The following is a 23,817-nucleotide window of genomic DNA, read 5'->3' on the forward strand; positions in this document are numbered from 1 at the left end:
TTTGGGTAACAGGAAAACGGGAATTTTCCGGCTGCTGGAAATTGCCGGAGAAAAGCCTGCTCTGCTGCTGGCTGCCGGAATTTTTTCAGCCTTCAGTGCCGTCTGCCTGCTGCTGCCGTACCTGGCGGTATATTTACTTTTGGCCGGGCTGCTGGCCGGCGGGGCTAATGCTGTGCCGGACGGCGGCGGGATGATGCACTGGGGGCTGGTCGCACTGGCAGGGCTGGCCGCCGGGATTGTATTGATGTATTTCGGCGGGCTGTGTTCGCATATTGCCGCCTTCAGGATGTTATACCGACTGCGGCTGCGGCTGGCGGAGCATATCGGCAGGCTGCCCCTGGGATATTTAACGCAGACTTCCACCGGTATTGTCAAAAAAACGCTGGAAGAAAACGTGGAAAAAATTGAAAAGTTTATTGCCCATCAACTGCCGGATATGGTGAGCGCCATTGTAGTTATGCTGCTGACGCTGGCGGTCATGGTTTATCTCAATCCTCTGATGGCGCTGGCCTGTCTGTTTCCGCTGGCTTTAGGCCTTGGCCTGCAGCTGGGCATGATGATCAGCAGGCAGGCCAGAGTGCGGGTTCGCGCCTATTATGACGCGCTGGAGCGAATGAATACCTCAACCGTTCAATATATCCGGGGGATGCCGGCGGTCAGGATATTCGGGCAGACGGTGCATTCCTTCCGCCGGTTTTATCAAGACATTATGGAATACCGGGATTTGTCAGTCCGGTATTCGGACCAGTTTCAAAACGGTTTCAGCCTGTTCAAGGTTGTACTTGGATCAACGCCGGCCTTTCTGCTGCCGGCAGGGGTATATTTGCTGAGCGGATCAAACGGTGACGGTACGGTCGCGCTGGAGGTGCTGTTTTTTCTGATTGTCGTTCCGGGGCTTGCGGCGCCAGTATACAAGCTAATGCATTTCGCCGGTACACTGCGGGATATTAGCGAAGGCGTTGCGCGCATTGACGCTGTTTTTGCCCGGCGTCCGCTGCCGGAGTATCCATACCCGGAAAGGCCCCGTGAGTTTTCGGTGCAATTTGACGAGGTAATATTTTCTTATGAGGAGCAGTCAGGCGGCCGGCCGGCGCTTGACTGGGTCAGTTTTAGGGCGGAGGCCGGGCGGATTACGGCGCTGGTGGGACCTTCGGGGGCGGGAAAATCAACGGTGGCCAATCTTATTCCGCGCTTTTGGGATGTTGCCGCGGGGACGGTCAGCATCGGGGGCGTGGATATCCGCCGGATGCGTACGGAAGACCTGATGTCTGCAGTGTCCTTTGTTTTTCAGGATACGTTTCTATTTCAGGATACCTTGTATGCCAATATCGCGGCAGGGCGGCCTGCTGCAAGGCCGGAGGAGGTCTATGCCGCGGCCAGAGCGGCGCAGTGTTACGATTTTATCGTCAATTTACCGCAGGGCTTTGACACGGTAATCGGCGAAGGCGGCGCGTATTTATCAGGCGGCGAGGAACAGCGCGTGGCCGTGGCCAGGGCAATCCTAAAGGATGCGCCGATTCTGGTTCTGGACGAGGCTACCGCTTTCGCCGATGCGGAAAATGAGTTCCGGCTGCAGCTGGCCCTTAATGTTTTGCTGCGGGGAAAAACAGTCATTGTCATTGCTCACCGGCTGGCATCCATCCGGGAGGCGGATCAGATCCTGGTCTTCCGGGACGGGCGCATTGCGGAACGGGGCAGGCACGCCGACTTGCTGGAGCGGAACGGTCTATACGCGGCTATGTGGGCCGCCGGTACCGACGAATGGCTGTTAAATAAAGGAAAGGCGAATGCGGATGCTATATAATCTAACGGCCGGAGAGCCGAACAAGCTTCTTAAGCCTGCGCTTTACGCCGCTCTTGTCAATGTGGTAAACCTTTTGCCTTTTGCCCTGGCAATGGAAGCGGCGCGGATTATTGTGGTGTACTTTACAGAACCGGGGGCTTTATTGGATACCGGGCGGCTGTGGCTGGTTTCAGGCGTTCTTTTGCTGACCATGCCGTTAATGTTTGCCGCTGAGGTGCTGGCCTACCGGGCAGCTTACCGGGGCGCCTATCTGGTTTCGGCCGCAGGGCGCATCAGACTGGCCGAGCATCTGCGGCGAATTCCGCTGGGCGTACTTACCAGCCGGAATGCCGGCGAGCTGGGCAATACGCTGATGGGCGATTTTTCCCTGGTAGAACATTCTTTGGCGCATTTGCTGCCTCAGCTGGCTGGCGCGCTGGTGACGCCGCTGCTGGCATTTGGCGTTCTGCTGTTTTGGGACTGGCGAATGGCGGCCGCCATGTTTGCCGCGCTGCCCGTTGCCGCCCTGCTGGCGCTGGCGTCAGGCCGGCTGCAGGCCAAACTGGGTGGAGCGCATATGCAGGCCAAGCTTGAAGCCATCAACCGGCTGCAGGAATATTTGACCGGCATCCGGACCATTAAGTCCTGCAACCTGACGGGAGGGCGGTTTTGCAGGCTGGAGCGGTCCCTGCACAGGTTGATGATGGCCGGAATTCAATTTGAAGGCCTGCTGGTGCCGGTGGTGATGGCGGCGATTGCCTGCCTGCGGGCGGGTCTGCCCCTGATGATTTTTACCGGTGTTCACCTGCTGGCGGGGGGCGAGCTGACCATCCTTGCTTTCGCGTCATTCCTGCTGATTGGCACGAGAATTTTTGATCCGCTGACCACTGCCCTGATCAATTATGCGGAGCTTACCTATAATGAACAGGCCGGACGCCGGATTGTCGGGCTGTACCGGCAGCCGGCGATGCCAGGAAACAGCGCTCCGCCGGACAGGCACGATATAGTCCTGGACCAGGTTACCTTTCACTATGGCGGAAGCGCTGTTCTTACCGATGTTTCCCTGCAGATACCCGAAGGCGCTCTGACCGCACTGGTGGGCGCTTCCGGCAGCGGCAAAAGCACGATCTTCAGACTGCTTGCCCGGTTTTATGACCCGCAGCAGGGACGGGTTTTGTTTGGCGGCCAGGATATAAAGTCAATAGCGCCGGAAATGCTGCTGCAAAAAATTTCGATGGTATTTCAGGATGTATATTTGTTTCAGGGCACCATTGCCGACAATATCCGGATGGGGCGGCAGGGGGCGACGCAGCCGGAGGTTGAGCAGGCCGCCCGGGGGGCTTGCTGTCATGACTTTATTATCCGGCTGCCGCAAGGGTACGATACGGTCGTGGGAGAGGGAGGCTGCACGCTTTCCGGCGGAGAAAAACAACGTATTTCAATTGCCCGGGCGTTACTCAAAAATGCGCCGGTTGTACTGCTGGATGAAGTGACCGCCGCCCTTGACCCCGAAAATGAGAGGGAAATACAGCAGGCCGTGAATGTGCTGGTACAGGACAGAACGGTCATTGTCATCGCCCATAGGTTAAAAACGGTGCGTTTTGCCGATCAGATTGTCGTGCTGGGCGGCGGAAGCATCGTGGAGCAGGGGCGGCACGACGAACTGCTGGCGCGCCAGGGACTCTATGCGCACCTGTGGGAACTGCAGCAGACGATGCAGGGCTGGAAGCTGGAGAACCGAGAGGCGGCGAGGCGGTCATGAGTGAAGAGCAGATTTGTTTGCGCAATGTTTCTTTCCGGTATGAGAGCGCTGCCCGGCCGGCTTTAAGCAGGGTGAACCTTAGCATTAAAGCCGGGCAGACCGTATTGCTGACAGGACGGAGCGGTTCGGGAAAAACTACGCTGACCCGGTGCATCAATGGGCTTGCGCCGCAATTTTTTGACGGACAGCTGCAGGGACGTATCCGGATTTGCGGCGAAGATATCGCTGCGGTCAGCCTCCGCCGGCTGGCCCGGCGGATAGGCTCGGTATTTCAGGACCCCCGGTCCCAGTTTTTTACGCTGGAGGTTTTGTCCGAGCTTGCATTCCCCTGTGAAAACCTGGGCCTGAGTCCGGCGGAAATACACCGGCGGGTAGAGGCTGCCGTTGCCGAACTGGAGCTTAAGGAGCTAGTTGACCGCCGGCTTTGCGCGTTATCAAGCGGTCAAAAGCAAAAGGTGGCGATTGCCTCGGTTTATGCGGTTTCACCGGTAATTTTGGTATTGGACGAACCTTCGGCCAATTTGGATACGAAAGGAACGGAAAGTTTGCGCCGGGTGGTTCGGCGGTTGAAAGCCAAAGGCTTTACCGTCATACTGTCAGAGCATAAATATCAATATCTGGCAGATTTAGCCGACCGGGTTATCCTGATGAGTGACGGCCAGGTGCGGGGCGAATGGCCGGGCGCTGATTTTTTCGCCAAGCCGGACTACTGGTTTGAAGAAAACGGACTGCGGCTGCCGCGCCCGCGCACGCTTCAGGCCGGCGGGGCCGGCCGGGACCGCCCGGGACAGAACCCGGTTGTCGAAGCAAGAGGACTGGCATTTGCCTATTCCCGTGACCGGCGGATATTCAGCGATCTAAGCCTTAGCGTCTGCGCCGGTGAAGTGACCGGCCTCATTGGTCCCAACGGCGCGGGGAAAACAACGCTGGCCAATGTTCTGCTGGGTTTAAAAAAACAAACGTCCGGCGAGATTTATCTTAATCGCCGTCTCACAACGGCGGACGCCCGTTTGCGCCAGTCGTTCTACTGCATGCAGGAAGCCGATTATCAGTTGTTTGCCGCCAGTGTGGCGGAAGAACTGTTGCTGGGCCTGAAGGCCGGTCAAGCGTCTGTCGCTCGACAGGCAGCCCGTCTTTTGCAGTATTTCGGGTTGGAGCAATACAAAGATTGCCATCCGACCGCTTTATCGGGAGGCCAAAAGCAACGCCTGACCATGGCCTTAGCCTGCATGCGTTCCGGCGGGACGCTGTATTTTGATGAGCCTACCAGCGGGCTTGACGGCCAAAGTATGCGTCTGGCCGGCGACATGTTCCGGGAACTGGCCGCCGCTGGCCGCAGTATTGTGGTTATTACTCATGATATTGAATTTTTGCTGCGTACAGTTGATAAAGTGTTATATTTGGCTTTAGACGGGCATTTGGAAGAATTTTTTTTACAGGATCAAACCAGGGACAGGCTGTTGGAAATCATGGCCTGATCAGGCAGGAGGCGTTGTATGTTAAATATGGACAATAACCATAAGGCAGTTCAGGCGCTCATTACCATCGGTATTTTCAACGCCGTTTTTATTGCCGTGTTTTTTGCCGTGGGGTTAAGCTTAAGCTTCATGACAACCCTGGTTCCCGCGGTTGCGTTGATTATGCCGGTGCTATTGGCTTTGCCCGGCGGCATCATTTATTTCTTCATGGTGACCAAGGCTCCGGCAAACGGCGTGTTTTTGATCAGCGGCGCAATTCTTGGCATTTTTATGGTAGCTGCGGGAAATATGGCGTTTTTTTTACTTTGCATGACCGGAGCCGGAATGATTGCCGAGCTTCTGTTCCGCGGGATCGGGCGAAACTCTTTTTGGGGCAAGGCGGCCGGGTTTGCGTCGATCATGGCCGGCTTTGTGGCTGGCGGATATTTTCCAATGGTTTTTATGCATAAGGCCTATCTGGAATTCCAATTGGCGAGGGGCGTGGACTCCGCCTATCTGGAAAGCATGCTGGCGATTCTCAGCCCGCCGGCCTTGGCCGGAATTCTGCTTGCCACCGCCGGTTCCGCCATTCTGGGCAGCTTATGGGGGCATAAGCTGCTGCATAAGCACTTCGCCAAAGCCGGCTGATCCATCAAACCTGACGGTTTTGCCTAAAACGGCGTAAAATATGGGGGGCAGGTACACTGTTTGCAAAGCAAACAGTGTACCTGCCCCCCATATTTTTTACGACAAAGACATATTCCGGCCCGCTGCCGGGCGCCGCCTGTTGTTTTTGCGGGCGTATTTCCGCAACGGTCCCTCCGGTTTATATCACGCAGCCAATTTTATGATTTAAGATTTTAACGAAATTTTTCTGCATAAACCTTTCGTTATAAAAGTTGTCGCACATATGCAGCAGTTGCTCGGTGGTTAAGCCGGTATCCTCTTCAAATACTTCCGGAAATTCATTACGTTCAATTAAAAACTGGGCAATTTCGAAGGTATTGGCAAATACATTCATGTTCAGAATATACTTGTCCCCCGACCACAAGCGGTTAAACCGGGCGCAGAAATCTTTCAGGCTGTTCAGGCATGAAAGGTTATCCAGCTTCCAGTAACTGTCGATGTCTTGCAGCGCCTCTTCCATCACCTGCGCATGAGCCGAACCTGATTCCCGGACATATTCAATAAAATCGCCGGTGGAGCAGACGGGAAAGAACAAGTCGTCGTTATCCTGATGAATGGTATAGTAAAACGCCAAAGGAAGATGCAGATATTGAATAAACCCTAACAATGACTTGATGTCAGAATGACAGGACCAGTCATTGTCCAGAGTATTGCGCTGATAATCAACGATAACCGTATTGATAAAGATCGCCTCATGGACAGACTCAAAGGGCACAAAGCAGCTTTGCCAGGGCTTGGTGCGTTTGGCCAGAAGATTTTCCCAATACAGATGGTGATGATATTTGCACATGGCCTCAACTCCTTGCAAGCGTTGCCAATTATTTGGAATACAGTTCAATTGCCAAAATTTCATTCACTTCCACTGGAATTTCTTCACGCATCGGGTATCTGACTAATTTACCGCTGAAATTGTCAAAGTCTTTTTCAATATAAGGCAAATCAAAAGATTTCAACTCCAGAAAATTGGAACTGAACAATTCGTTGCTGCGGTGCTGCTCCTTCAGGGAGATGACATCATTGACGCTTACCGCCGCCGAAGGGATATCAACCCGTTTGCCATTGACCAGGATACATCCGTGGCTGACCATTTGGCGGGCCTGGCGAATGGAAATGGCAAACCCAATCCGGTAGACCAGATTATCCAGACGGCATTCGAGGGCTTTTAATAAAGCCGTGCCTGTAACTTCCTTACTTTTCTTGGCATTTTTTAAATAACGGACAAACTGCTTTTCCAATATGCCGTAATAAGCCTTTATCTTCTGTTTCTCCAGAAGCTGCAAGCCGTATTCAGACGTTTTCCGGCCTGGCCGGTTCGTGTCTTTCGTGGCTCTGTTCATTGCCTTGGGATGACCAAAGATATTAACGCCAAACCTGCGGCATAATTTGAAACGCGGTTCTCTTCTTGTTGCCATTTAGCTAAAACCTTCCTTTACCAATATTAGTAGTCCACTAAGCCTAAATCCACAGTGTTCTTGACGCGAGATTTTCCGCCCAGCTTCGTTGGCGTCGCCTTTCATATGTCCGAGATGCGCGGCTCCTTCGCCTCGCTGAGCGAAAAATTTCGCGCAATTCATCCTATCGCTTTAGACTTGGCGGACTACTAGTGTATTTTCATCTGTATGTATTATAACATTGATGATAATGAATTTCAATATCGTCCGGCCCATAAACCTTACCGATAGGCGCTGTTTTTATGGAAAACACTTCTCTGTTCGTCAGATACGAACCTCAAAATTACCTTTGGTTTTTGGCCCGGTATCCTGGGACGGCGGTTTGACAATGGTTTGAGGGGCGGTTTTATTGTTGGCCGGAGCCTTTGTCGGTTTGGCGGCGGCGCTGCTTTTCCATAGGCGTTTTCCGGTTAGTACAACAGCAACAAGGACGACGACGCCCAGCAGCACTGTGTAAACCGACCCGGAAAGCTGGTACGCGGCCGGAGACTGGCTGTCTTTGAGGGTTGCTGCGGCTGTGTCCCTCAATCCTGCGGGAAGCGCAGTTTCCGCAGGTACATCAGCCGTCCCGTCAGTGGAGCTGACGGCAGGAAATGGCGGCGGCTGCGGCGGATCGGCCGGGGGTTTTTCCGGCGAGGCGGTTGATGGCGCTGAACTGTCCCGGTTCACCGGCGCAGTCCAACCGGCAGCGGGAGCAGCGGCCGGCTGACTGGCCGGCTTGGAACCGGAGGCTGCCGGAGCGACGGTAGGCGCTGTCGGCAAGGTTGGTTTATAAGGGGGCGTAGGCGCGGTAGGCATGGCAGACATCCTTTACATTGTTTTTCCTTATTTGTATGGTAGTTCGCTGCATTTAAGGCGCATCCTTTTTTTCGGCTGTTTACCGGCTGGCATTTACATCGCGTCCGGTGGAAAGACAGCCTAAGAGGCTGGTTTATTCCTGTCCCGTAAAAATTAACCCGTCCATTTTAACGCAATTCCGGCCCGATTTTTTGGCCAGATACATCAATTGATCGGCCCGTTTGATTAAACTGTCGGCCGTATCGGCGGGCAAAGCAACCGTAGCGCCAATGGAAACCGAGACACTGATCGTCCGGCCGTCATCCAGCGGGAGCATTGATTGCTGGATAAGCTGGCGGAGTTTATTCGCAATCAGATACAGCTTGCGCTGAATGTTGGGACTGACGATAATGGCAATGATTTCCTCACCGCCCCACCGGACAACAGCATCATGCTGACGGGTGTTCATGAGCAGCGTTCTGGCCAGCATCTGCAGCACCATATCGCCGATATCATGCCCATAGGTGTCGTTAATGGTTTTAAAATGGTCGATATCAATAAACAATACGCCGAAAGGAATGCCATCTGCCCTGATTTCCTCCAGCTTGGCATTCAGCGCCATTTCGGCATACCTTCTGTTGCGAAGTCCGGTAAGCGAATCAATGGTGGCGCGGTCATGGAGACTGACCAATTCTTTCATCAGCGTTTCACGCGGGGAATTATCGCGGAATAATTTAACAAACCCGATACAGTCATTTTGCTGATAAAGCGGGATGACCCGGGAAGAAACCGGTACCTGATGTCCTGCCTTATGGGTTATGCAGCCCTCAGCTTTATATACTTTTCGGTCAGAGCCGACAGGCAGGAAAAGAGCATGATCGCACAAGCCGTTATCGCCGGCAGGTACGGGCGCTTTTTCACAGCAGCGTTGGCCGAGGACCTCGCCGGCAAGGTACCCCGAAATTTTTTCCGCCGCCGGATTCCAGTAAATAACCGTTTTGTGTTTGTCAACAATAAATACGCCTTCATAGGAATGGTTCAGAATGTCGAGAATATTTTCGGGCTGTAGCAGAAAGGTTTCCATAATTTATTTTGCCTCCATAATTTCTAATTGCCGGGCGGCCAACATTCGCTGTTAATATTCTTTGGCTTTGGCAATAATCCTTTTTTAAGCTGCCGTAATACGGTAAAGGCGGATCATGGCTGCTTGTCGGAGTAAGAAATAGATTGTAGAAGCAGGGGAATGCTGTATAATGAAAGTAACTAATACAACTTATAAAATCAGCGGTCTGGTTAAATGCAACCGGGCGGTAAGGAGCGCGTCAGATGAATTTATTTGTTGCCCGCCAGCCTATTTTTGATTTCAAACGCAGCGTCATTGCTTATGAATTGCTGTTCAGAAGGGAAAACCGCCAGGCCTATGACAGCAGCGACGGCGATAAAGCCACTGAAGAGTTAATTGTAAACAGTTTTCTCAATATCGGCATGGATGTGTTGACAAATGGCAAACGGGCTTTTATCAATTTCACCGCCAACGGGATAACCAGCGGCATTGCCGAACTGCTGCCGCCGGACATGGTAGCTGTCGAGATCCTGGAAACGGTTGAGCCTGACCGCAGGGTAATTGAAGCCTGTAGATTGTTGAAAAGGCAGGGGTATGTGCTGGCGCTTGACGATTTTGTGTTCCGGCCCGGCTATGAGCCGCTAATTGGACTGGCTGATATTATTAAGGTTGATTTTATGCTGACCAAAGCAGGGGAACGGGCGGCGGTCATCCAGCGGTTTGGCCGGCGCAATTTGAGGTTTTTGGCCGAGAAGGTGGAAACCCAGCAGGATTTTCAGGAAGCTTACGACGGCGGTTACAGTTATTTTCAGGGATACTTTTTTAGCAAGCCGGTGATTATTGCCCGTAAAGGCATTCCATTTGGCCGCTTGGCGGCTTTTCAGCTATTGAAGACTGTGAATAGCACTGTGCTGGATTTAAGTCAGGTGGAAGCCGTAATTAAGGAAGAACTGGCTTTTTCTTACCAGCTGTTAAAATACATCAATTCATCGGCATTTGGACTCAGGGAGGAAGTCAGGTCCATTCGTCATGCCCTCATCCTTTTAGGCCAGCGCGAGCTGCAGAAATGGTCGTCACTGATTGCTTTGCGCGAAATGGGCCAGGATAAACCGCCGGAGCTGATCCGGGCTACGCAGCTTAGGGCTCATTTCGGGGAACTGATTGCCAGGCAGCTTAAGCTTGGCCCGGCAAGCGCCGATGCCTTCCTGGCCGGACAACTGTCCCTCATGGATGCTGTTCTCGATCAGCCGATGGATGAGATTCTGACGGAATTGCCATTAAAAAAAGAAATCAAAGCGGCGCTGCTTGGCGACAGCAATATTTACCGGGACATTCTTAACCTGTGTATTGCCTATGAACGGGCGGAATGGAATGAAATTTTTTGCTGCGCCGAAAAACTGGGACTGGATGAGGCCGAACTGCCGGGTTTATACTTAAATGCTCTAATTGCGATTGGCAGTGCAGAGGTACAGGGGCTTCACCAGCCTGACGGAACGGGTGTTTGACTACCGGCAAGCCTTGTTTGTTTTTAAAAGTTTTTAACAGCCGGAAGGATTATTTCCATCAATCGAGAAAAGAAATAAAATTAGCATAAAAGAATTACGGGCAAACCTAGCGAAAGCCAGGGACGCAAAGCTATGGGTCTAAAAACAGTTGTTGATGACTGCCAGGCTGCAATCGTTGATTGCAGCCTGGTGTTTATTTTTGTATATTCGGAAAAGGAGCTGGGTTTTGATGCAGAATAAAAAAAGTTTACTAAGTAAAACAACCGTTCTGTTTGTGGTATGACAATTTTACCGGCCGGCATCATTGGAGTGCGTACAGCGGCCAGTAAAAAGCTTGAGGCTACGGTGGAAGAACTGGAAAAACACTAAATAAATTTAAACTTAAGGCAAAAAATCCGCGCAATCTAATCTCAGAATTTATGCGGTGCCTGGTACTAATAAAAAATTTATCCAGTTAAGCTAAGTCGGTCCATATAAAGGCCTGCGTGATCGCAGGCCTTTAGGCTTAACCGGAAGTAAATCTTTGCTATCGTCCGTCGCAGCTTGCGGGCGGGCAATCCCGGAGCTTAAAGCCAGGCTTTTGGACGGTTTATCTATGCGGGATAAGCGGTCGGTCATTTTTTGTCCAAACATTGGTTTTGGCAGCCATAGAATTCATTGGATTTATGTGTGATAATAAATTAAATTCTAGAATGTCGATTGATCAGCTGATTAGAAACAACAACTGTCCATGCTTCAATTGTTATATTGAAGTAAGCCAATAGGATTGTCACTGGAAGATATGGTGAATTGATATGAAAAAATTTGTTTGCTTATCATGTAATTCTGAATGGTACAGTGCGAGTAATATTGACAAGCCGTGTGAACTCTGCGGCGGTAAACTAATTGAAGCTGATTCGGGAACGGATATCAATGACGTTGATGGAGATAAGTCCAGCCAGCACTTGCATTGACATAAGGAAAGCGGTATGCTTTAACCGCCGAAAGGCAACACTCTGCCGGCTGCAGAGGGTTGTCTTTACGTGATTTACGGCAGGGAATAATGCCCAAGTCAAGCAGGAAATGGCTTGGGGATAAAGAAGATAGATTATTGTTAGAAAAGAGGGGATTTTGTCAAATGGCAAGAAAATATGGCTTTTCCTGGGATTTGCTGGGGGATATCAATGCAGGCCGGCCTAATCTTGGTCCAATGGTCAGTACTGAGGTTTACCGCCTGATGCAATATTGTTTCCGGGATGTTCTGGAAGTAAATTTTGGCACGGAAAAATGCGATCAATTATTTTTTGAAGCGGGGTTACTGGCCGGTCGCCAGTTTTATCAGAATGTGATTAAGGAAGCCGCCAACTTTAATGATTTTATTAAACGATTACAGGAAATCTTAGTGGAAAAGAAAATTGGCATCTTGAGGGTGGAAAGTGCGGATCCGGACAAGGGCAAGTTCATTCTAAGCGTATTTGAGGATTTGGATTGTTCGGGGCTGCCGGAGCTGGATTTTGTATTATGCGTGTATGATGAAGGCTTTATTGCAGGCTTGTTCGAAGGCTTCAGCGGAAAAAGGTTCAATGTCAGGGAAATTGATTGTTGGTGCACCGGTGATCGTACCTGCCGGTTTTCTGTGGAAATGATTCCCTGAGGCCCAAAGCTGGGCGATCATTTGAAAGGGATAGAGTTGGGGGAGGACTATATTGTGGACAGAATTGCTGTGCTGTTGAGTGAGTTACTGCAGAAAAGGGGTGCGCCTTCCCAACTGGACAGTCAGGAATATCAGTCAATTCGTAAAATGATCGAAGAATTTATCGCAATCCGGGAGTTTACCCACGTAATTTCCAACGGGGATTTATCGCGGAATCTGGAAATCAAGGGTTACTGGGCAGGCGCTTTGAAAGCGTTGCAGGCGAACCTTCGTCACCTAACCTGGCAGGCTGCTACCGTTGCTTCGGGCGATTATAACCAGCGGGTGGTTTTTATGGGGGATTTTTCGGTAGCCTTTAATACCATGATTAAGCGTCTGGAGCAAGCTGAGGAAAACGAAAGAAAGTATGTCCAGGCCCTGCGGGAAAGTGAACAAAAATACCGGTTAATTGCTGAAAATACGGATGACGTTATTTTACTGATGGACGCCCGGATGCAGGTAAGTTATGTCAGTCCATCGGTAGAAAAGCTGTTAGGCTATACACCGGATGAATTTTGCCGGCTGCCTTTGCCGGAACGGGTGCTGCCGGCTATGGAAGCGGCGTTGCGCAAACTACAGGCGCAGAGCGAACCGGCTGATATTACAACGGAATTGATTGAATTAGAGCAACGTTGTAAAAACGGTAAACTTATCTGGATGGAATCGCTGATCAGTATTGCTAAGACGGCCGGCGGCGAGTTTTCGGGATTTTTGTGTGTGACCCGAAATATCACCGAACGCAAATTAACGGAAAATTTGCTGCAGCGCTCTTATCTGCGCCGGCAGCGTAATGAGTTTTTTAATCAACTGCTTCAGCAGGCCGCCGTACCGGAGGCGCAAACGTATACCCGGGCTTTGCAGCTTGGCATTCAGCTTCCCAGGCAGTTGTCAGTGTATTTTATGCGATTGGAGTTTGCCGGCTCTGGCACTGACGATATCGAATCCTTGCAATACCGGCAAAGAATCATTGATACTATTCTGGATATTCTCAATACAAAAGATTGCACAACCATTGCCTGGGAAGCGGCGGGCGGTATTGGGATAGTGCAGCCGGCTAATTTGTCCGCCAGTCGCAAGGCCGGGGAAATGGCCGAGGCCGGACGTCATATTCAGCGGGTTCTGACGGCCTTTCCCCGTCTGCAGGTTAGAGTGGGCATTGCCGATCATTTTGAAGCCCTGGCGTCCTTTGCCCAGCGCTTTCAGCATGCCCGGGCGGCGGTAATGGCTGGCCGGGCGATAGCCCCGGATAAGCCTGTTTATCACTTTGAGGATTGCGGCGTGTACCAGGTACTGGCAAATTTGTATGATACTACCGAAGCAAGGCTGTTTATTGAACGGACGCTGGGGCCTTTGATTGCCTATGATCAGGCCAATGGCGCCGAACTGGTTTTTACCCTGGATAGGATATTGTCAGGCCATAGCCTGAAAGAAGTGTCTGAGGAGATCTTCTTGCATTATAAGACGATCGTATTCCGTAAACAGCGAATTGAACATATTTTGCAGGTTTCCCTGGATTCCGCCGAAACCAGACTGGCGCTGGGCACTGCTTTGCACCTGCTGAAGATTGCAGCAAATTAGCTGTTGGAACTGTCTGAGACAACGGAGCTGTCGCAAGGCCCGGATCTCCCGCTTCTCGGTGATACTTAAGGCTTAAAACAAAACAAAAGGACAGGTCCCTTGTTTGCTTTTGCAAGCGAGGGACCTGTCTCCCTTTTGAACACGGCTCTCAGCCATTGCCGAGTTGCCGTCTTTGGTTGCCGGCAGCGCTCTATTGCAGCAGCCCCATTGTCATGAAGTTCGGCTGTCGGAAAGCCGCCGGGAAGAAAGCCCCGGGGTTACTTTGCCGGGCCTGCTTGGGCCATGAGAGCGGATACTTTTCTGGCGAAGCTGATCGGATCTTCGGGGATCAGGCCTTCCGCCAGCAGGGCCTGGCCATATAACAGCTCGCAATAATCTTGAAACGCGGCTGAGTCAGGCTGGGTTTCATGCAACCGCTTGATTGCCGCAAAGATTTCGTGGCTGGGATTCAGCTCCAGAATTCGTTGCGCTTTGAAAGTTTTTTGATCCATTTCGGATAAAATCTGTTCCATTGACAGGCTAATGCCGTTGTCGCCGCTGACCAGGCAGACCGGACTGGTTTTTAAGCGGCTGCTGATCTTGACTTCGGAGATTTTTCCGGTAAGTTTTTCTTTAATGCTGTCAAGCAGCGGCTTATGTTCTGTGGTCAGGGCTTCAGTTTCCGGTTTCTCGGCGTCTTTATCAATATCATCCAGTTTTAGATCGCCGCGGCTGATGGACTGAAATTTTTTTTCTTTGTACTGGTTAAGGGCATCAATGGCAAATTCATCGACCCGGTCAAACAGATAGAGCACTTCAATGCCCTTTTCACGCAACAGCTCCATTTGCGGCAACTGCTCGACAGAGGAACGGTCTTTGCCTGTTGCGTAATAAAGAACTGTTTGTCCCTCAATCATCCGGCTGACATAGTCGCTCAGGGAAACCAGCTCATCCGACTTGGAAGAGGGGAAAAGCAGCAAGTCCTGCAATTTTTCCCGGCTGTTAAAGTCGGAATACACACCGCTTTTCAAAGCCCGTCCATATTCCTGCCAAAACTTCTTGTATTTGTCACGGTCCTTATTCAGCATGGTTTCCAGTGTTTTGAGGATGCTTTTTTCCAGATTTTTCCCGACTTTAGCTAATTGGGCGCTATGCTGCAGCAGTTCACGGGAGATGTTCAGGGAAAAATCCGGCGAGTCGACCAGGCCGCGGACAAATCGCAGGTGCTCCGGCAGCAGGTCTTTATAGTTGTCCATGACAAACACGTTTTTTGAATACAGGCGGATTCCGGAAGTGGCCTCGCGCTGATAAAAATCAAACGGGGCATGCGCAGGGATAAATAGTACGGTGGTGTATTCGACAGCTCCTTCGACTTTGGAGTGGATAATTTCCAGCGGGTCTTCCCAGTCGTGGAATAAATCCTTGTATAATTTATGGTATTCCTCCGGTGTAATCTGGTTTTTATTTTTTGTCCAAAGCGGCGTAAGCGAGTTTAACGTCCGGACTTCAGTGGTTTGCTTTGGCTCGGCGTCTTCTATTGGCTTGCCTTCATCATCCAGCGGTTTTTCTTCTTTGATAAAATTCATTTTGATGGGATAGCGAATATAATCGGAATATTTCTTTACCAGGTTTTGTAATGTGAAGCGGTTTAGATAATTCTCCGCCGGATGTTCAGCATTGGTGTACTCGTCCTGTAATTCCAAAAGAAGGATAGTGCCGCGGGTTTCTTTATCGCATTCCTCAATGGTATAAGTACCGTCTCCCGTTGATTCCCAGCGAACGCCTTTGGCTTGTCCCGGGGCGCGGGTGATCAGCGTGACTTTTTTGGCGACCATAAATGCCGAGTAGAAGCCTACGCCAAATTGACCAATCAGATCACTGTCCGGCGCCGCCGCATTTTCCTGCATTTTGGCCAAAAAGGCTTTGGTGCCCGATTTGGCGATTGTGCCGATATTCTCAATAACTTCATCGTAAGTCATGCCAATTCCGTTATCGGAAATGGTCAGTGTTTTGGTTTGTTCATCAGGCAGCAGGAAAATTTCAAAATCGGCGTTTCCCTCCAGCAGGGCTTCGTTCGTAATGGAATCAAAACGAATTTTATCAATGGCGTCCGAGGCGTTGGAAATGAGTTCCCGCAAGAAAATTTCCCGGTTCGTATAAATGGAGTGAATCATCAGATCTAACAATTGTTTGGTTTCGGCCTGAAATTGCCGTGTTTCTTTGGCTGTACTTTCAGCAGTCATAAAAAAACCTCCTAAATAATAGCTGTTTATCCCAGGCGCGCCCGGCAGCGCAGCGGCGCTAATCCTGCGGGTACTGATGACACACGGTTTTAAGGCTGATCTGTACCGGACGTGCTGCGGAGTAGAAGTGTTGTTAGCACTCCTGAGACATGAGTGCTAACTTTATAATACCGAAGAGTGAGATTAAAATCAATCGGCATATTGCATAAAATACTGCAATTTTTTTAAAAAAACAAGATTTTTAAAAAAAGCCATTGACTTTGATAACTATTATCAATATACTTTAACTAAATATCAGCATTTGCAATGCAGCTGTTGTACTTAATGTCTTGGCAAAAGTTGTGAATTAGGATTAGACAGTGTAGATCTTTTTGCAATGCAAGGCGGAGGAAGGAGGCATACCGGGAGTATGCCGACTGACGACAACGCAGCAGTGCGAAAAAATCTACGCTGGCTAAGCTAAGATTTAACTTTGTCAAGACACTAGCTTGCCTGATAATACTATCGGGCGCAGCTAGGCGCCCAGAGAGCCCAGAGCTCCGTGTCAGTATATGCGCACGGGGTTTTTATTTATTTTCAGGCAGGAAGACAAGGCGAAGTGAGGTGATGTAATGACTTATCAAACGTGTTGGAAAAAAGCCTTCAGCGTTTCCTGCATGGTTCATTTATTAGCGATCCTGTTGCTGGCAGTCATGTTGGAAAATATAGATCACCGGCAATTGCCGGAAGAATTCATTGCAATTGAGCTTACTGAAACCGGGAGCCGGGCTGCCGTCGCCGGCCGGCCGGCGCAGGACAGCGGCGCTGTTCCGGAGCGTTCTGTCAGTCCGCCCGCGGTAAGTCCGAGCCGGATTGCGGCCAGGGAGGCCCGGCCAGTGGCCGGGCCCAAAGCGGGGCCAGAGCCGGCCGGCGTTGAACCTGCGCTGGCAGCGGCAACGTCGGCTGGCCTGGCGGGAGGCGAAGGAGAAGCCCAGGGCCGGGCGATAGGAGAAACAGCGCTGCCTTCGTCCGGTTCGGGAAGTCAGGCCGCTGTGACCGGAAAGCCCGGCGTACGTTCTGCCGGAAGTCAGGAAATCAGCGGAATTGTGAATGCCTTTTTGCAGGCAATCGAAAAACGCAAGGATTATCCGTATATTGCCAGGCGGCGGGGCCAGGAAGGGACAGTGACCGTAGCAGTGCGGCTGACAGCGGCCGGCGAACTGGCCGGTGCGCGCGTGCTGCATTCCTCCGGTGTGGCGGCGCTGGATGAAGCGGCGCTGGCCCTGGTACGGCGGGTTTGCCCTTTCCCGCATCACGCTGGCCGGGCAATTGCCATGAATATTCCCATAGCATATCAACTGGAGTGATCAAGGTGGAAACACAATATAAAAAGATTGTATTTTTAAAATCAAAGCTGTCGGAAGTGCGCTGCCGGCGGTGCGGGCGGTTATTATTTTGCGGAATTGTCGAGGAAGTTGAAATTAAATGCCCGCGCTGCAAAACGGTACAAATGGTGGGAGGACGTAAACAGCGAAGGAAAAATAAATGCCGTGAAACACGCGGAAGCGAGGTTTAGAATGAGCTTCAAGTTAAGCAGAATTACAGGTGTGATCCTTGTATTACTATTGGGTGCCAGCGGCTTATTTTTACTCAAAGACCAGTCGCAGCCGGCAGCGCGGCAGTCCGACCGCTACCTTGTCACCGACAGCGCCGGCCGGCAAGTCGAAATCCCGCGGCGGCCCCAGCGGGTAGTTGTGCTAAACGCCTCAAATCTGGAATTGTTTTATGCCGCCGGCGGAACAGCAGTGGGGCGGCCCAGCACTGAAGCCCTGCCTGCTGAGGTCAAAGCAGCCGTTCAGTCAGTTCCCGCAGTGGGGGTTGCGCCTAACCCCAATATCGAGCAAATTATTGCCTTAAACCCTGATTTGATTTTAGGGGTAAACATGCCGTTTCATCACCAGTTGCTGCCGTTGCTGGATAAAGCGGGTATTCCCGTTCTGCTGCAATCGGTCGACAATTATCAGAACATCCTTGATACGCTGCGCTTTTACGGCGATTTGTCCGGCCAGCCGGACAAGGCGGCTAAACGGATTGCAGCCATTGAGTCCCGTTATGAGCAGCTCATTTCAGCCGGAAAAAATCGCCCGGCGCCTAAAGTTGTGATGGTATGGGGCTCGCCGGAGAGCTTCCATATGGCGACAGACAGCAGTTTCAACGGGGATCTGGTCAAGCGTCTGGGGGCTGTCAATGTTGCCGGCCAGTATAATCTGAGCAATGCGCAATTGGGCTATGTACCTTTAAACATGGAGTTTATTGCCAAGGAAAATCCGGATATGATTTTTTTAATTGCTCTCAGTCCGGACCCAAAAGTAAGCGCTAAATTAAAGCAGGATCTGACAGGCCATCCGGCCTGGAGCGGTCTGAAAGCAGTGCAGGACAATCAGGTGCACATGCTGCCCCAGCACTTGTTCGTCGTAAATCCCGGTACTCAGGTTGGCGAGGCAATGTCAATTTTGGCCGGATTCCTTTATCCGGAGGTGGCTGAAAAGTGAGGGCATTGGCGACAGATCCCCGCGGAACCTGGCGGGCGGCGGTCAGTATAACCGGCCTGGCGGCGCTGGCGGCGGCGCTGGTCATTGGGATCAGAGTGGGCGCAGTGCCGGTCGGCGCGAATGAGATCTGGAACGCTTTTGTTGCTCCTACCGGCAATGAAGCTTACCAGATTATCTATAATATCCGGGCGCCGCGTGTGCTGGTGAGTGCTTTAACCGGCATAAACCTGGCCCTGGCCGGCTGCATTTTGCAGGGCGTGCTGCGCAATCCACTGGCTGACCCGGGGATTATCGGCGTATCAGCCGGAGCTGGCCTGGCGGCGATGTCGGTGATGATTTTATGGCCGGGACTCACGGCGCTGGTACCGGCGGTTGCTTTTGCCGGAGCACTGGCTGCGGCGGGCATTGTTTTTATGTTGTCCTGGGACAGGGGGGTGCAGCCGCTGCGCTTAATCCTGGCGGGAGTGGCTCTGGCCGCCTTTTTTGGCGGGGGGATGAGCGCCCTGATGGTTTTTCATTCCGATAAAATTCAGGGGACTGTCAACTGGATGGCCGGAGGCTTTCAGGGGCGCAGCTGGAATCATGTCCGGATGATCCTGCCTTACAGTATAGCGGGCATTGTGGGCGCGATGCTGTCTTACCGTTATCTGAATGCCCTGCAGTTAGGCGATGAAGTGGCCAAAGGTCTGGGAATTAGGGTGGAAAGGGCCAGAGTTTGCCTGGTCATTCTGGCGGCCCTGCTGGCGGCTTCAGCGGTCAGCGTGGCGGGCCTGCTGGGCTTTGTGGGACTTATCATTCCCCATATTACGCGGATGCTGGTCGGCTCGGATTTTGAATATTTAATGCCCTGCGCAGCCATTCTGGGCGCTACGCTGGTCGTGGCGGCAGATACTGTCGCCCGTACGGCATTTAGCCCGGTGGAAGTCCCGGTAGGCATATTTATGGCTTTTCTGGGAGCGCCATTCTTCATTTATTTATTGCGGAAGGGGATGAAACGATGAATGATACGCTTGAGGCTAAAGGCGTTAAACTTGGCTACGGGGGCAAAGTGATTATTGAACAAATGCAGCTGGCCATAGATCAGCCGGAGATTATCTCTATTATCGGGCCGAACGGTTCAGGCAAATCCACACTGTTGAAAGCGTTAAGCCGTTTGCTGACGCCCCTGGCCGGCTGCGTTTTGCTTAACGGCAGGGACATTCATCAATTGCCGCCGCGGGAGGTGGCCAAAACCATGGCGATATTGCCGCAGTCGGTTCAGGCGCCGGGGGATATGACGGTCTGTGATCTGGTGGCCTATGGGCGTATGCCCTATCAGCGCATGTTTGAGCAAATATCAACGGAAGACGAGGCCTGCATCGCTGCTGCCTTGGCGGCCACCGGCATGGAAAAAATGCTGCACCGCCGCCTGGACAGCCTGTCCGGCGGTGAGCGTCAGCGGGCCTGGCTGGCCATGGCGCTGGCCCAGCAGCCCCGGATATTATTATTGGATGAACCGACAACTTATCTTGATATCCACCACCAGCTGGAGTTAATGAAGCTGGTGCGCAGCCTTCATCAGGACAGGCGGCTTACCGTTGTCATGGTATTGCATGACTTAAATCACGCGGCCCGGTTCAGTCAGAGACTGATTGCGGTTAAAGACGGCCGGATTTTCGCCGACGGTTCTGTGCCCGAGATATTTACTGCTGAAAACCTAAAGGCTTTATACGGGGTTGAAGCAACGGTAATGGCCATTGAGCAAGGAGGTAGTTCACATCTTGTCTGTTTCCCTCATGACAGCTGCCTGCCCCAGGGAGCCTGACGCCGCTCTGTATTTACACCGGCTTTGCAAGCAGTATCGTCGGCAGCTGGTGTTAAAGGACATTTCTTTAACGGTCGGCAAAGGTGAAATTTTTGGTCTGCTTGGCCCCAATGGCGCAGGAAAGACCACCTTAATGAAAATTGTCGCCGGGTTGAGCCGGCCTGACTCGGGCGAACTCAGGCTGTACGGCAGGGACGCAAGTGGTGAACGGCCGGAGCTGAAACACCTGATTGCCCTGGTGCCTCAGGAGAACAACCTGGAACGCGAATTTACCGTTCAGGAAGCCTTGCTGGCCTATGCGAGATTGTATGGCCTGGCAAAGCCCCGCCAGAGGCTGGAAAGGGTCATTGAGGAATTTAGCCTGGGGGAAATGCGCGGCAAGCAGGTGGGCGTTTTGTCCGGCGGAATGGCCCGCAGGCTATTGATTGCCAGAGCTTTGCTGGGCGGGCCGCAATTGCTGCTGCTGGATGAACCGACCGTGGGGCTTGACCCGGATGTCAGGCAGGAGCTTTGGGTTATGATCAGACAGCTGGCAGCAGCTGGCAAAACAATTTTCATGACCACGCACTATCTGGAAGAAGCTGAACGTCTTTGCGGCCGGATAGCCTTATTGAAGGCCGGTCGGATTGTCGCTGTCGATACCCCGGCCGGCCTTACAGCAATGGCCGGCGCCGCCGGAGGCGACAGGCGGGAACCAACGCTGGAAAGCGCCTTTCTCCGTTTAACCCGGGAGGAACGGGCATGAGTGGCTGGTTGGCCGTTTATTTGCGGGAAATGCTGTTAATGCAGAAGAAGATCGGCAAACTGGGGTATGTTTTTTCGTCGGTTATGTTTCCGTTAATTTACCTGCTGGCCTTTGGGCTGGGGCTGGGTTCGCGGGTTGAGGTCAGCGGCGGCTATGTGCCGTTCTTAACCAAAGGTATTGTCAGTTTGACCGTAATGCTGAACGGATTTCAACAGACAGCTTTATCTGTCAGCGTTGGCCGGCTGTACTTCCGGACCTTTCAAACCATTATTCTCAGCCCGGTATCGGCGCTGCAGATTGCCGGCGGTATTGCCCTGGCCGGTATATCCCGTGGTATAATGATGGGAGGACTGGTTTATGCTGTGGCCTGGCTGGCGTTTGACGTTCCGGCGCTGCCGGTCATTGCCGTCACAGGGATGTTTTTGTCCGCTTTTTGCTTTGCCGCCCTTGGCCTGGCAGTTGGGCTGAGTGTCGATGATCCGGATGAAATATCGTTAGTTAATAATTTTATTATTACCCCAATGGTTTTTTTCTGCGGTTCTTTTTTCCCAATTCAAAATCTTCCCGATATCCTGCAGACCCTGATAGCGGCCTTGCCGTTAAGCCTTGCCAATCATTTGATCCGGCTGGAAACCTGGAGTTTTGAGGCAGCCTGGCAAGCCGCCGTTTTGGCGGCAATGGGCGGCGGCTTCCTGTTGTGGGGCGTCAGGGGTTTGAAAAAATATGATGAATGATGCAGCCAAAGTGTATAGCCAAATTTAATGATCAGCAGGAGGTTTTGTATGCGTACATTAATTGTTTATTCCAGTCTTACCGGCAATACCAAAAAAGTGGCGGAAGCAATTGCCGGGGTTTTTGGTTCAGCAGCCTCGTTGTTTCCGGTTGAAACAGCGCCGCCGGCGGATGATTATGATTTTGTGGCCGTCGGTTTTTGGGTGGACCGGGGGACTGCCGACAAGAAGGCCCAGGACTATCTTAAGACCATCAAGGGCAAGCAAGTTGCTTTATTTGCCACACTGGGGGCTTATCCCGATTCGGCGCATGCCGCAAACAGCATGGGAAATGCCGCTGCGCTGCTGGATGACACGAACCAACTGGTCGGCGACTTTATCTGTCAGGGCAAGGTGGACCCGCGCTTAATTGAGAAATTCAAGGACTTGCCGGACGGCCATCCCCATGCCCTTACGCCGGACCGGCTGGAACGCCACCGGGAAGCGGCCAAACATCCGGATGCCCAGGATTTGCAGGCAGCCAGGGAGACCTTTACCGGGATTAAACATAAGCTCTGTCCGTCCGGCGGACAGAGCGAAAGTGAGGTGAATGGTGCTTGCGGGGTAGCAAACTAAAGCAGATTCTGGCGAACATGAGCGCCGAGCAGTATGCTCTGACTGTCGGAACGGCTGCCGGGGAGCCGCTGACAGAGGCATTTTCCCGTAAACGGGTGGTTCATGCCGGCGTCCGGGGGAAACCAGTCATGCCCGCCGAGTGGCAGTCAACCTGGCAAAGGCTGGTGGGAGAGCGGCCCAAGCCGGCGGAACGGGCGGCTTATCTTCATATTCCTTTCTGCCGGCACCGTTGCCTGTATTGCGGTTTTTTTCAGAATTATTCGGAGGATGAACTGGAAAACGCCTATATTAACAGTTTAATTAAAGAACTGGAAATGAGCAAAGACAGCCCTTATCTGGCCGGCGGACCGGTCAATGCGGTGTTTATCGGCGGCGGTACGCCCAGTACGCTGTCGCCCCAAAACGCTGCCAGACTGCTGAGCGCTGTCCGGAACTGCCTGCCGCTGGCCAATGATTATGAACTAACCCTGGAAGGGCGGATTCATGATTTGACTGCCGACAAAATCGAGGCATGGCTGGCGAACGGGGTCAACCGTGTGTCGATTGGAGTTCAGTCCTTTGATACAGACGTGCGGCGGGCTGTCGGCCGTCTGGATGATACCCGGACCATTCTGGAGCGGCTTGAGCGCCTGAGCGGTTATAACCAGGCGGCGGTCATTATTGATCTGATTTATGGCCTGCCTAATCAAACCGGCGAAATCTGGAATGAGGATTTGGCGCTGTTGAAAACCGCTGCCATTGACGGTATGGATTTGTATCAGTTAAATATTTTTCAAGACAGCGCTCTGCAACAGGCGATTCATGCCGGCAAGCTGCCGCCGGCGGCCACTACCGCCGAGCAGGCCGGAATGTTCGCCGTGGCCGAAGCCGAGCTGTCGGCTCAGGTATTTTCCCGGCTGAGTATTTGCCACTGGGCCAAGACCAACCGCGAGCGCAGTATGTACAATGTGCTCACTAAGGCCGGCCGCAATGTCATTCCCTTTGGCGCGGGCGCGGGCGGCAATCTTGACGGTGTAACGATGTTCCTCAACCGGGATGTCGGCAAATACATGGAAAGTGTGGCGGCAGGCTGTAAACCGGTTGCCGGAATGTTCGTTCAGCCGGCCGGCAGTGAGTTGCACAATACTGTCGTGGCCCAGCTGGAACGCGGCTATTTGAACCTTTCGCTGTTATCCGCCCGGTTTGGGCCTGCTGTGTTAGAGTTAGACCCGCTGCTTGAACTTTGGCAAGCGCGCGGCTTGCTGCAAAGTGGCCCGGTTACCGCCAAACTGACGGTGTCCGGACAGTTCTGGTATATGAATATTGCCCAGTCGGTATTGGAATGCCTGCATGCCCTTTTAGACGGCGAACATGCGGTGGAAGTGCAGCCAATTGCTGCCCAGGGCTGATACCCGGAAGCTTTGAGAGCCTGTGAGCTCCATGACGGTTTTAACC

The 23,817-nt window shown here is 52.2% G+C and carries 21 protein-coding genes and 1 riboswitch; of the genes, 16 read left to right on the forward strand and 5 right to left on the reverse strand.

All coding sequences use genetic code 11. The features are described from left to right. Position 1: 1 nt before the first annotated feature. The 4 genes from BLR06_RS10045 to BLR06_RS10060 are packed head-to-tail and all read left to right on the forward strand — an operon-like array spanning position 2 to position 5,650. Positions 2 to 1,804 carry an ABC transporter ATP-binding protein gene (locus tag BLR06_RS10045; RefSeq protein ID WP_092072311.1) on the forward strand — a complete coding sequence of 601 codons (1,803 nt, stop codon included), beginning with the start codon at positions 2 to 4 and terminating at the stop codon, positions 1,802 to 1,804. Then, the gene (locus BLR06_RS10050; RefSeq protein WP_217636878.1) at positions 1,794 to 3,545 is read left to right on the forward strand and encodes an ABC transporter ATP-binding protein; all 1,752 of its coding nucleotides are present in this window, start codon (positions 1,794 to 1,796) and stop codon (positions 3,543 to 3,545) included. The genes BLR06_RS10045 and BLR06_RS10050 overlap by 11 nt, the downstream gene beginning before the upstream one ends. After that, a complete protein-coding gene (locus BLR06_RS10055; RefSeq protein WP_092072317.1) occupies positions 3,542 to 5,023 on the forward strand; it encodes an ABC transporter ATP-binding protein in 1,482 nt (493 codons plus the stop codon). Before BLR06_RS10050 ends, BLR06_RS10055 begins: the two co-directional genes overlap by 4 nt. Positions 5,024 to 5,041: 18 nt before the next feature. Beyond that, entirely contained in the window at positions 5,042 to 5,650 is a 609-nt protein-coding gene (locus BLR06_RS10060) for an MptD family putative ECF transporter S component (protein WP_092072320.1), read from the forward strand. Positions 5,651 to 5,828: 178 nt separating this feature from the next. Here the strand turns inward: BLR06_RS10060 and BLR06_RS10065 are convergent, their stop codons facing one another. The 4 genes from BLR06_RS10065 to BLR06_RS10080 form a co-directional block, all read right to left on the reverse strand. Further along, positions 5,829 to 6,479, reverse strand: coding sequence for a hypothetical protein (locus BLR06_RS10065; protein ID WP_092072323.1), 651 nt, complete (start codon positions 6,477 to 6,479; stop codon positions 5,829 to 5,831). 28 nt (positions 6,480 to 6,507) lie between these two features. Further along, positions 6,508 to 7,101, reverse strand: coding sequence for a 30S ribosomal protein S4 (gene rpsD / locus BLR06_RS10070; protein ID WP_092072328.1), 594 nt, complete (start codon positions 7,099 to 7,101; stop codon positions 6,508 to 6,510). Positions 7,102 to 7,404: 303 nt separating this feature from the next. Further along, the gene (locus tag BLR06_RS10075) at positions 7,405 to 7,938 is read right to left on the reverse strand and encodes a hypothetical protein (RefSeq protein WP_092072331.1); all 534 of its coding nucleotides are present in this window, start codon (positions 7,936 to 7,938) and stop codon (positions 7,405 to 7,407) included. 133 nt (positions 7,939 to 8,071) lie between these two features. After that, positions 8,072 to 9,001 (reverse strand): sensor domain-containing diguanylate cyclase, encoded by a 930-nt coding sequence (locus BLR06_RS10080; protein WP_092072334.1) that lies wholly within the window; start codon positions 8,999 to 9,001, stop codon positions 8,072 to 8,074. A 242-nt stretch (positions 9,002 to 9,243) separates the two neighbouring features. Between BLR06_RS10080 and BLR06_RS10085 the strand changes: the two genes are divergently transcribed. The 3 genes from BLR06_RS10085 (at position 9,244) to BLR06_RS10095 (ending at position 13,735) form a co-directional block, all read left to right on the forward strand. Further along, positions 9,244 to 10,485: an EAL and HDOD domain-containing protein gene (locus BLR06_RS10085; RefSeq protein WP_092072337.1), complete on the forward strand. Its 1,242-nt coding sequence runs from the start codon at positions 9,244 to 9,246 to the stop codon at positions 10,483 to 10,485. An 89-nt stretch (positions 10,486 to 10,574) separates the two neighbouring features. After that, a riboswitch (cyclic di-GMP riboswitch) is annotated at positions 10,575 to 10,659 on the forward strand. 943 nt (positions 10,660 to 11,602) lie between these two features. Then, positions 11,603 to 12,118: a V4R domain-containing protein gene (locus BLR06_RS10090; protein ID WP_092072340.1), complete on the forward strand. Its 516-nt coding sequence runs from the start codon at positions 11,603 to 11,605 to the stop codon at positions 12,116 to 12,118. A 54-nt stretch (positions 12,119 to 12,172) separates the two neighbouring features. Further along, positions 12,173 to 13,735, forward strand: coding sequence for a PAS domain S-box protein (locus BLR06_RS10095; RefSeq protein ID WP_245698104.1), 1,563 nt, complete (start codon positions 12,173 to 12,175; stop codon positions 13,733 to 13,735). Positions 13,736 to 13,992: 257 nt separating this feature from the next. Here BLR06_RS10095 and htpG read toward each other — a convergent pair whose 3' ends face one another. Next, on the reverse strand, positions 13,993 to 15,957 hold the full coding sequence (gene htpG / locus BLR06_RS10100; RefSeq protein ID WP_092072343.1) for a molecular chaperone HtpG: 1,965 nt from the start codon (positions 15,955 to 15,957) through the stop codon (positions 13,993 to 13,995). A gap of 611 nt (positions 15,958 to 16,568) precedes the next feature. Between htpG and BLR06_RS10105 the strand changes: the two genes are divergently transcribed. The 9 genes from BLR06_RS10105 to hutW are packed head-to-tail and all read left to right on the forward strand — an operon-like array spanning position 16,569 to position 23,771. Further along, complete coding sequence (locus BLR06_RS10105; RefSeq protein ID WP_092072346.1) at positions 16,569 to 17,303, forward strand: TonB family protein; 735 nt, start codon at positions 16,569 to 16,571, stop codon at positions 17,301 to 17,303. A gap of 56 nt (positions 17,304 to 17,359) precedes the next feature. Further along, positions 17,360 to 17,512, forward strand: coding sequence for a Com family DNA-binding transcriptional regulator (locus BLR06_RS10110; protein WP_245698115.1), 153 nt, complete (start codon positions 17,360 to 17,362; stop codon positions 17,510 to 17,512). 1 nt (position 17,513) lies between these two features. Continuing rightward, positions 17,514 to 18,488, forward strand: a complete 975-nt coding sequence (locus tag BLR06_RS10115; RefSeq protein WP_092072352.1) for an ABC transporter substrate-binding protein — start codon at positions 17,514 to 17,516, stop codon at positions 18,486 to 18,488. Continuing rightward, a complete protein-coding gene (locus tag BLR06_RS10120) occupies positions 18,485 to 19,489 on the forward strand; it encodes a FecCD family ABC transporter permease (protein ID WP_092072355.1) in 1,005 nt (334 codons plus the stop codon). The genes BLR06_RS10115 and BLR06_RS10120 overlap by 4 nt, the downstream gene beginning before the upstream one ends. After that, positions 19,486 to 20,292 carry an ABC transporter ATP-binding protein gene (locus BLR06_RS10125; RefSeq protein WP_092072357.1) on the forward strand — a complete coding sequence of 269 codons (807 nt, stop codon included), beginning with the start codon at positions 19,486 to 19,488 and terminating at the stop codon, positions 20,290 to 20,292. The genes BLR06_RS10120 and BLR06_RS10125 overlap by 4 nt, the downstream gene beginning before the upstream one ends. Beyond that, on the forward strand, positions 20,249 to 21,037 hold the full coding sequence (locus BLR06_RS10130) for an ABC transporter ATP-binding protein (protein WP_245698105.1): 789 nt from the start codon (positions 20,249 to 20,251) through the stop codon (positions 21,035 to 21,037). Before BLR06_RS10125 ends, BLR06_RS10130 begins: the two co-directional genes overlap by 44 nt. Beyond that, positions 21,034 to 21,771, forward strand: coding sequence for an ABC transporter permease (locus BLR06_RS10135; protein WP_092072363.1), 738 nt, complete (start codon positions 21,034 to 21,036; stop codon positions 21,769 to 21,771). Before BLR06_RS10130 ends, BLR06_RS10135 begins: the two co-directional genes overlap by 4 nt. A gap of 48 nt (positions 21,772 to 21,819) precedes the next feature. Next, complete coding sequence (locus tag BLR06_RS10140) at positions 21,820 to 22,383, forward strand: flavodoxin family protein (protein ID WP_092072366.1); 564 nt, start codon at positions 21,820 to 21,822, stop codon at positions 22,381 to 22,383. Continuing rightward, on the forward strand, positions 22,365 to 23,771 hold the full coding sequence (gene hutW / locus BLR06_RS10145) for a heme anaerobic degradation radical SAM methyltransferase ChuW/HutW (RefSeq protein ID WP_092072369.1): 1,407 nt from the start codon (positions 22,365 to 22,367) through the stop codon (positions 23,769 to 23,771). The genes BLR06_RS10140 and hutW overlap by 19 nt, the downstream gene beginning before the upstream one ends. Positions 23,772 to 23,817 lie beyond the last annotated feature (46 nt).

Source organism: Dendrosporobacter quercicolus (assembly GCF_900104455.1).
In the GTDB taxonomy this organism is placed as follows: domain Bacteria; phylum Bacillota; class Negativicutes; order DSM-1736; family Dendrosporobacteraceae; genus Dendrosporobacter; species Dendrosporobacter quercicolus.

What these genes read in the sequence shown, in the direction of transcription:
- BLR06_RS10055 (WP_092072317.1), top strand. Translation starts at nt 3,542, where the DNA reads ATGAGTGAAGAGCAGATTTGTTTGCGCAATGTTTCTTTCCGGTATGAG.
- BLR06_RS10065 (WP_092072323.1), bottom strand. Translation starts at nt 6,479, where the DNA reads ATGTGCAAATATCATCACCATCTGTATTGGGAAAATCTTCTGGCCAAA.
- htpG (WP_092072343.1), bottom strand. Translation starts at nt 15,957, where the DNA reads ATGACTGCTGAAAGTACAGCCAAAGAAACACGGCAATTTCAGGCCGAA.
- BLR06_RS10080 (WP_092072334.1), bottom strand. Translation starts at nt 9,001, where the DNA reads ATGGAAACCTTTCTGCTACAGCCCGAAAATATTCTCGACATTCTGAAC.
- BLR06_RS10050 (WP_217636878.1), top strand. Translation starts at nt 1,794, where the DNA reads ATGCTATATAATCTAACGGCCGGAGAGCCGAACAAGCTTCTTAAGCCT.
- BLR06_RS10060 (WP_092072320.1), top strand. Translation starts at nt 5,042, where the DNA reads ATGTTAAATATGGACAATAACCATAAGGCAGTTCAGGCGCTCATTACC.
- BLR06_RS10135 (WP_092072363.1), top strand. Translation starts at nt 21,034, where the DNA reads ATGAGTGGCTGGTTGGCCGTTTATTTGCGGGAAATGCTGTTAATGCAG.
- BLR06_RS10090 (WP_092072340.1), top strand. Translation starts at nt 11,603, where the DNA reads ATGGCAAGAAAATATGGCTTTTCCTGGGATTTGCTGGGGGATATCAAT.
- BLR06_RS10075 (WP_092072331.1), bottom strand. Translation starts at nt 7,938, where the DNA reads ATGCCTACCGCGCCTACGCCCCCTTATAAACCAACCTTGCCGACAGCG.
- BLR06_RS10085 (WP_092072337.1), top strand. Translation starts at nt 9,244, where the DNA reads ATGAATTTATTTGTTGCCCGCCAGCCTATTTTTGATTTCAAACGCAGC.
- rpsD (WP_092072328.1), bottom strand. Translation starts at nt 7,101, where the DNA reads ATGGCAACAAGAAGAGAACCGCGTTTCAAATTATGCCGCAGGTTTGGC.
- BLR06_RS10115 (WP_092072352.1), top strand. Translation starts at nt 17,514, where the DNA reads ATGAGCTTCAAGTTAAGCAGAATTACAGGTGTGATCCTTGTATTACTA.
- BLR06_RS10105 (WP_092072346.1), top strand. Translation starts at nt 16,569, where the DNA reads ATGACTTATCAAACGTGTTGGAAAAAAGCCTTCAGCGTTTCCTGCATG.
- BLR06_RS10125 (WP_092072357.1), top strand. Translation starts at nt 19,486, where the DNA reads ATGAATGATACGCTTGAGGCTAAAGGCGTTAAACTTGGCTACGGGGGC.
- BLR06_RS10140 (WP_092072366.1), top strand. Translation starts at nt 21,820, where the DNA reads ATGCGTACATTAATTGTTTATTCCAGTCTTACCGGCAATACCAAAAAA.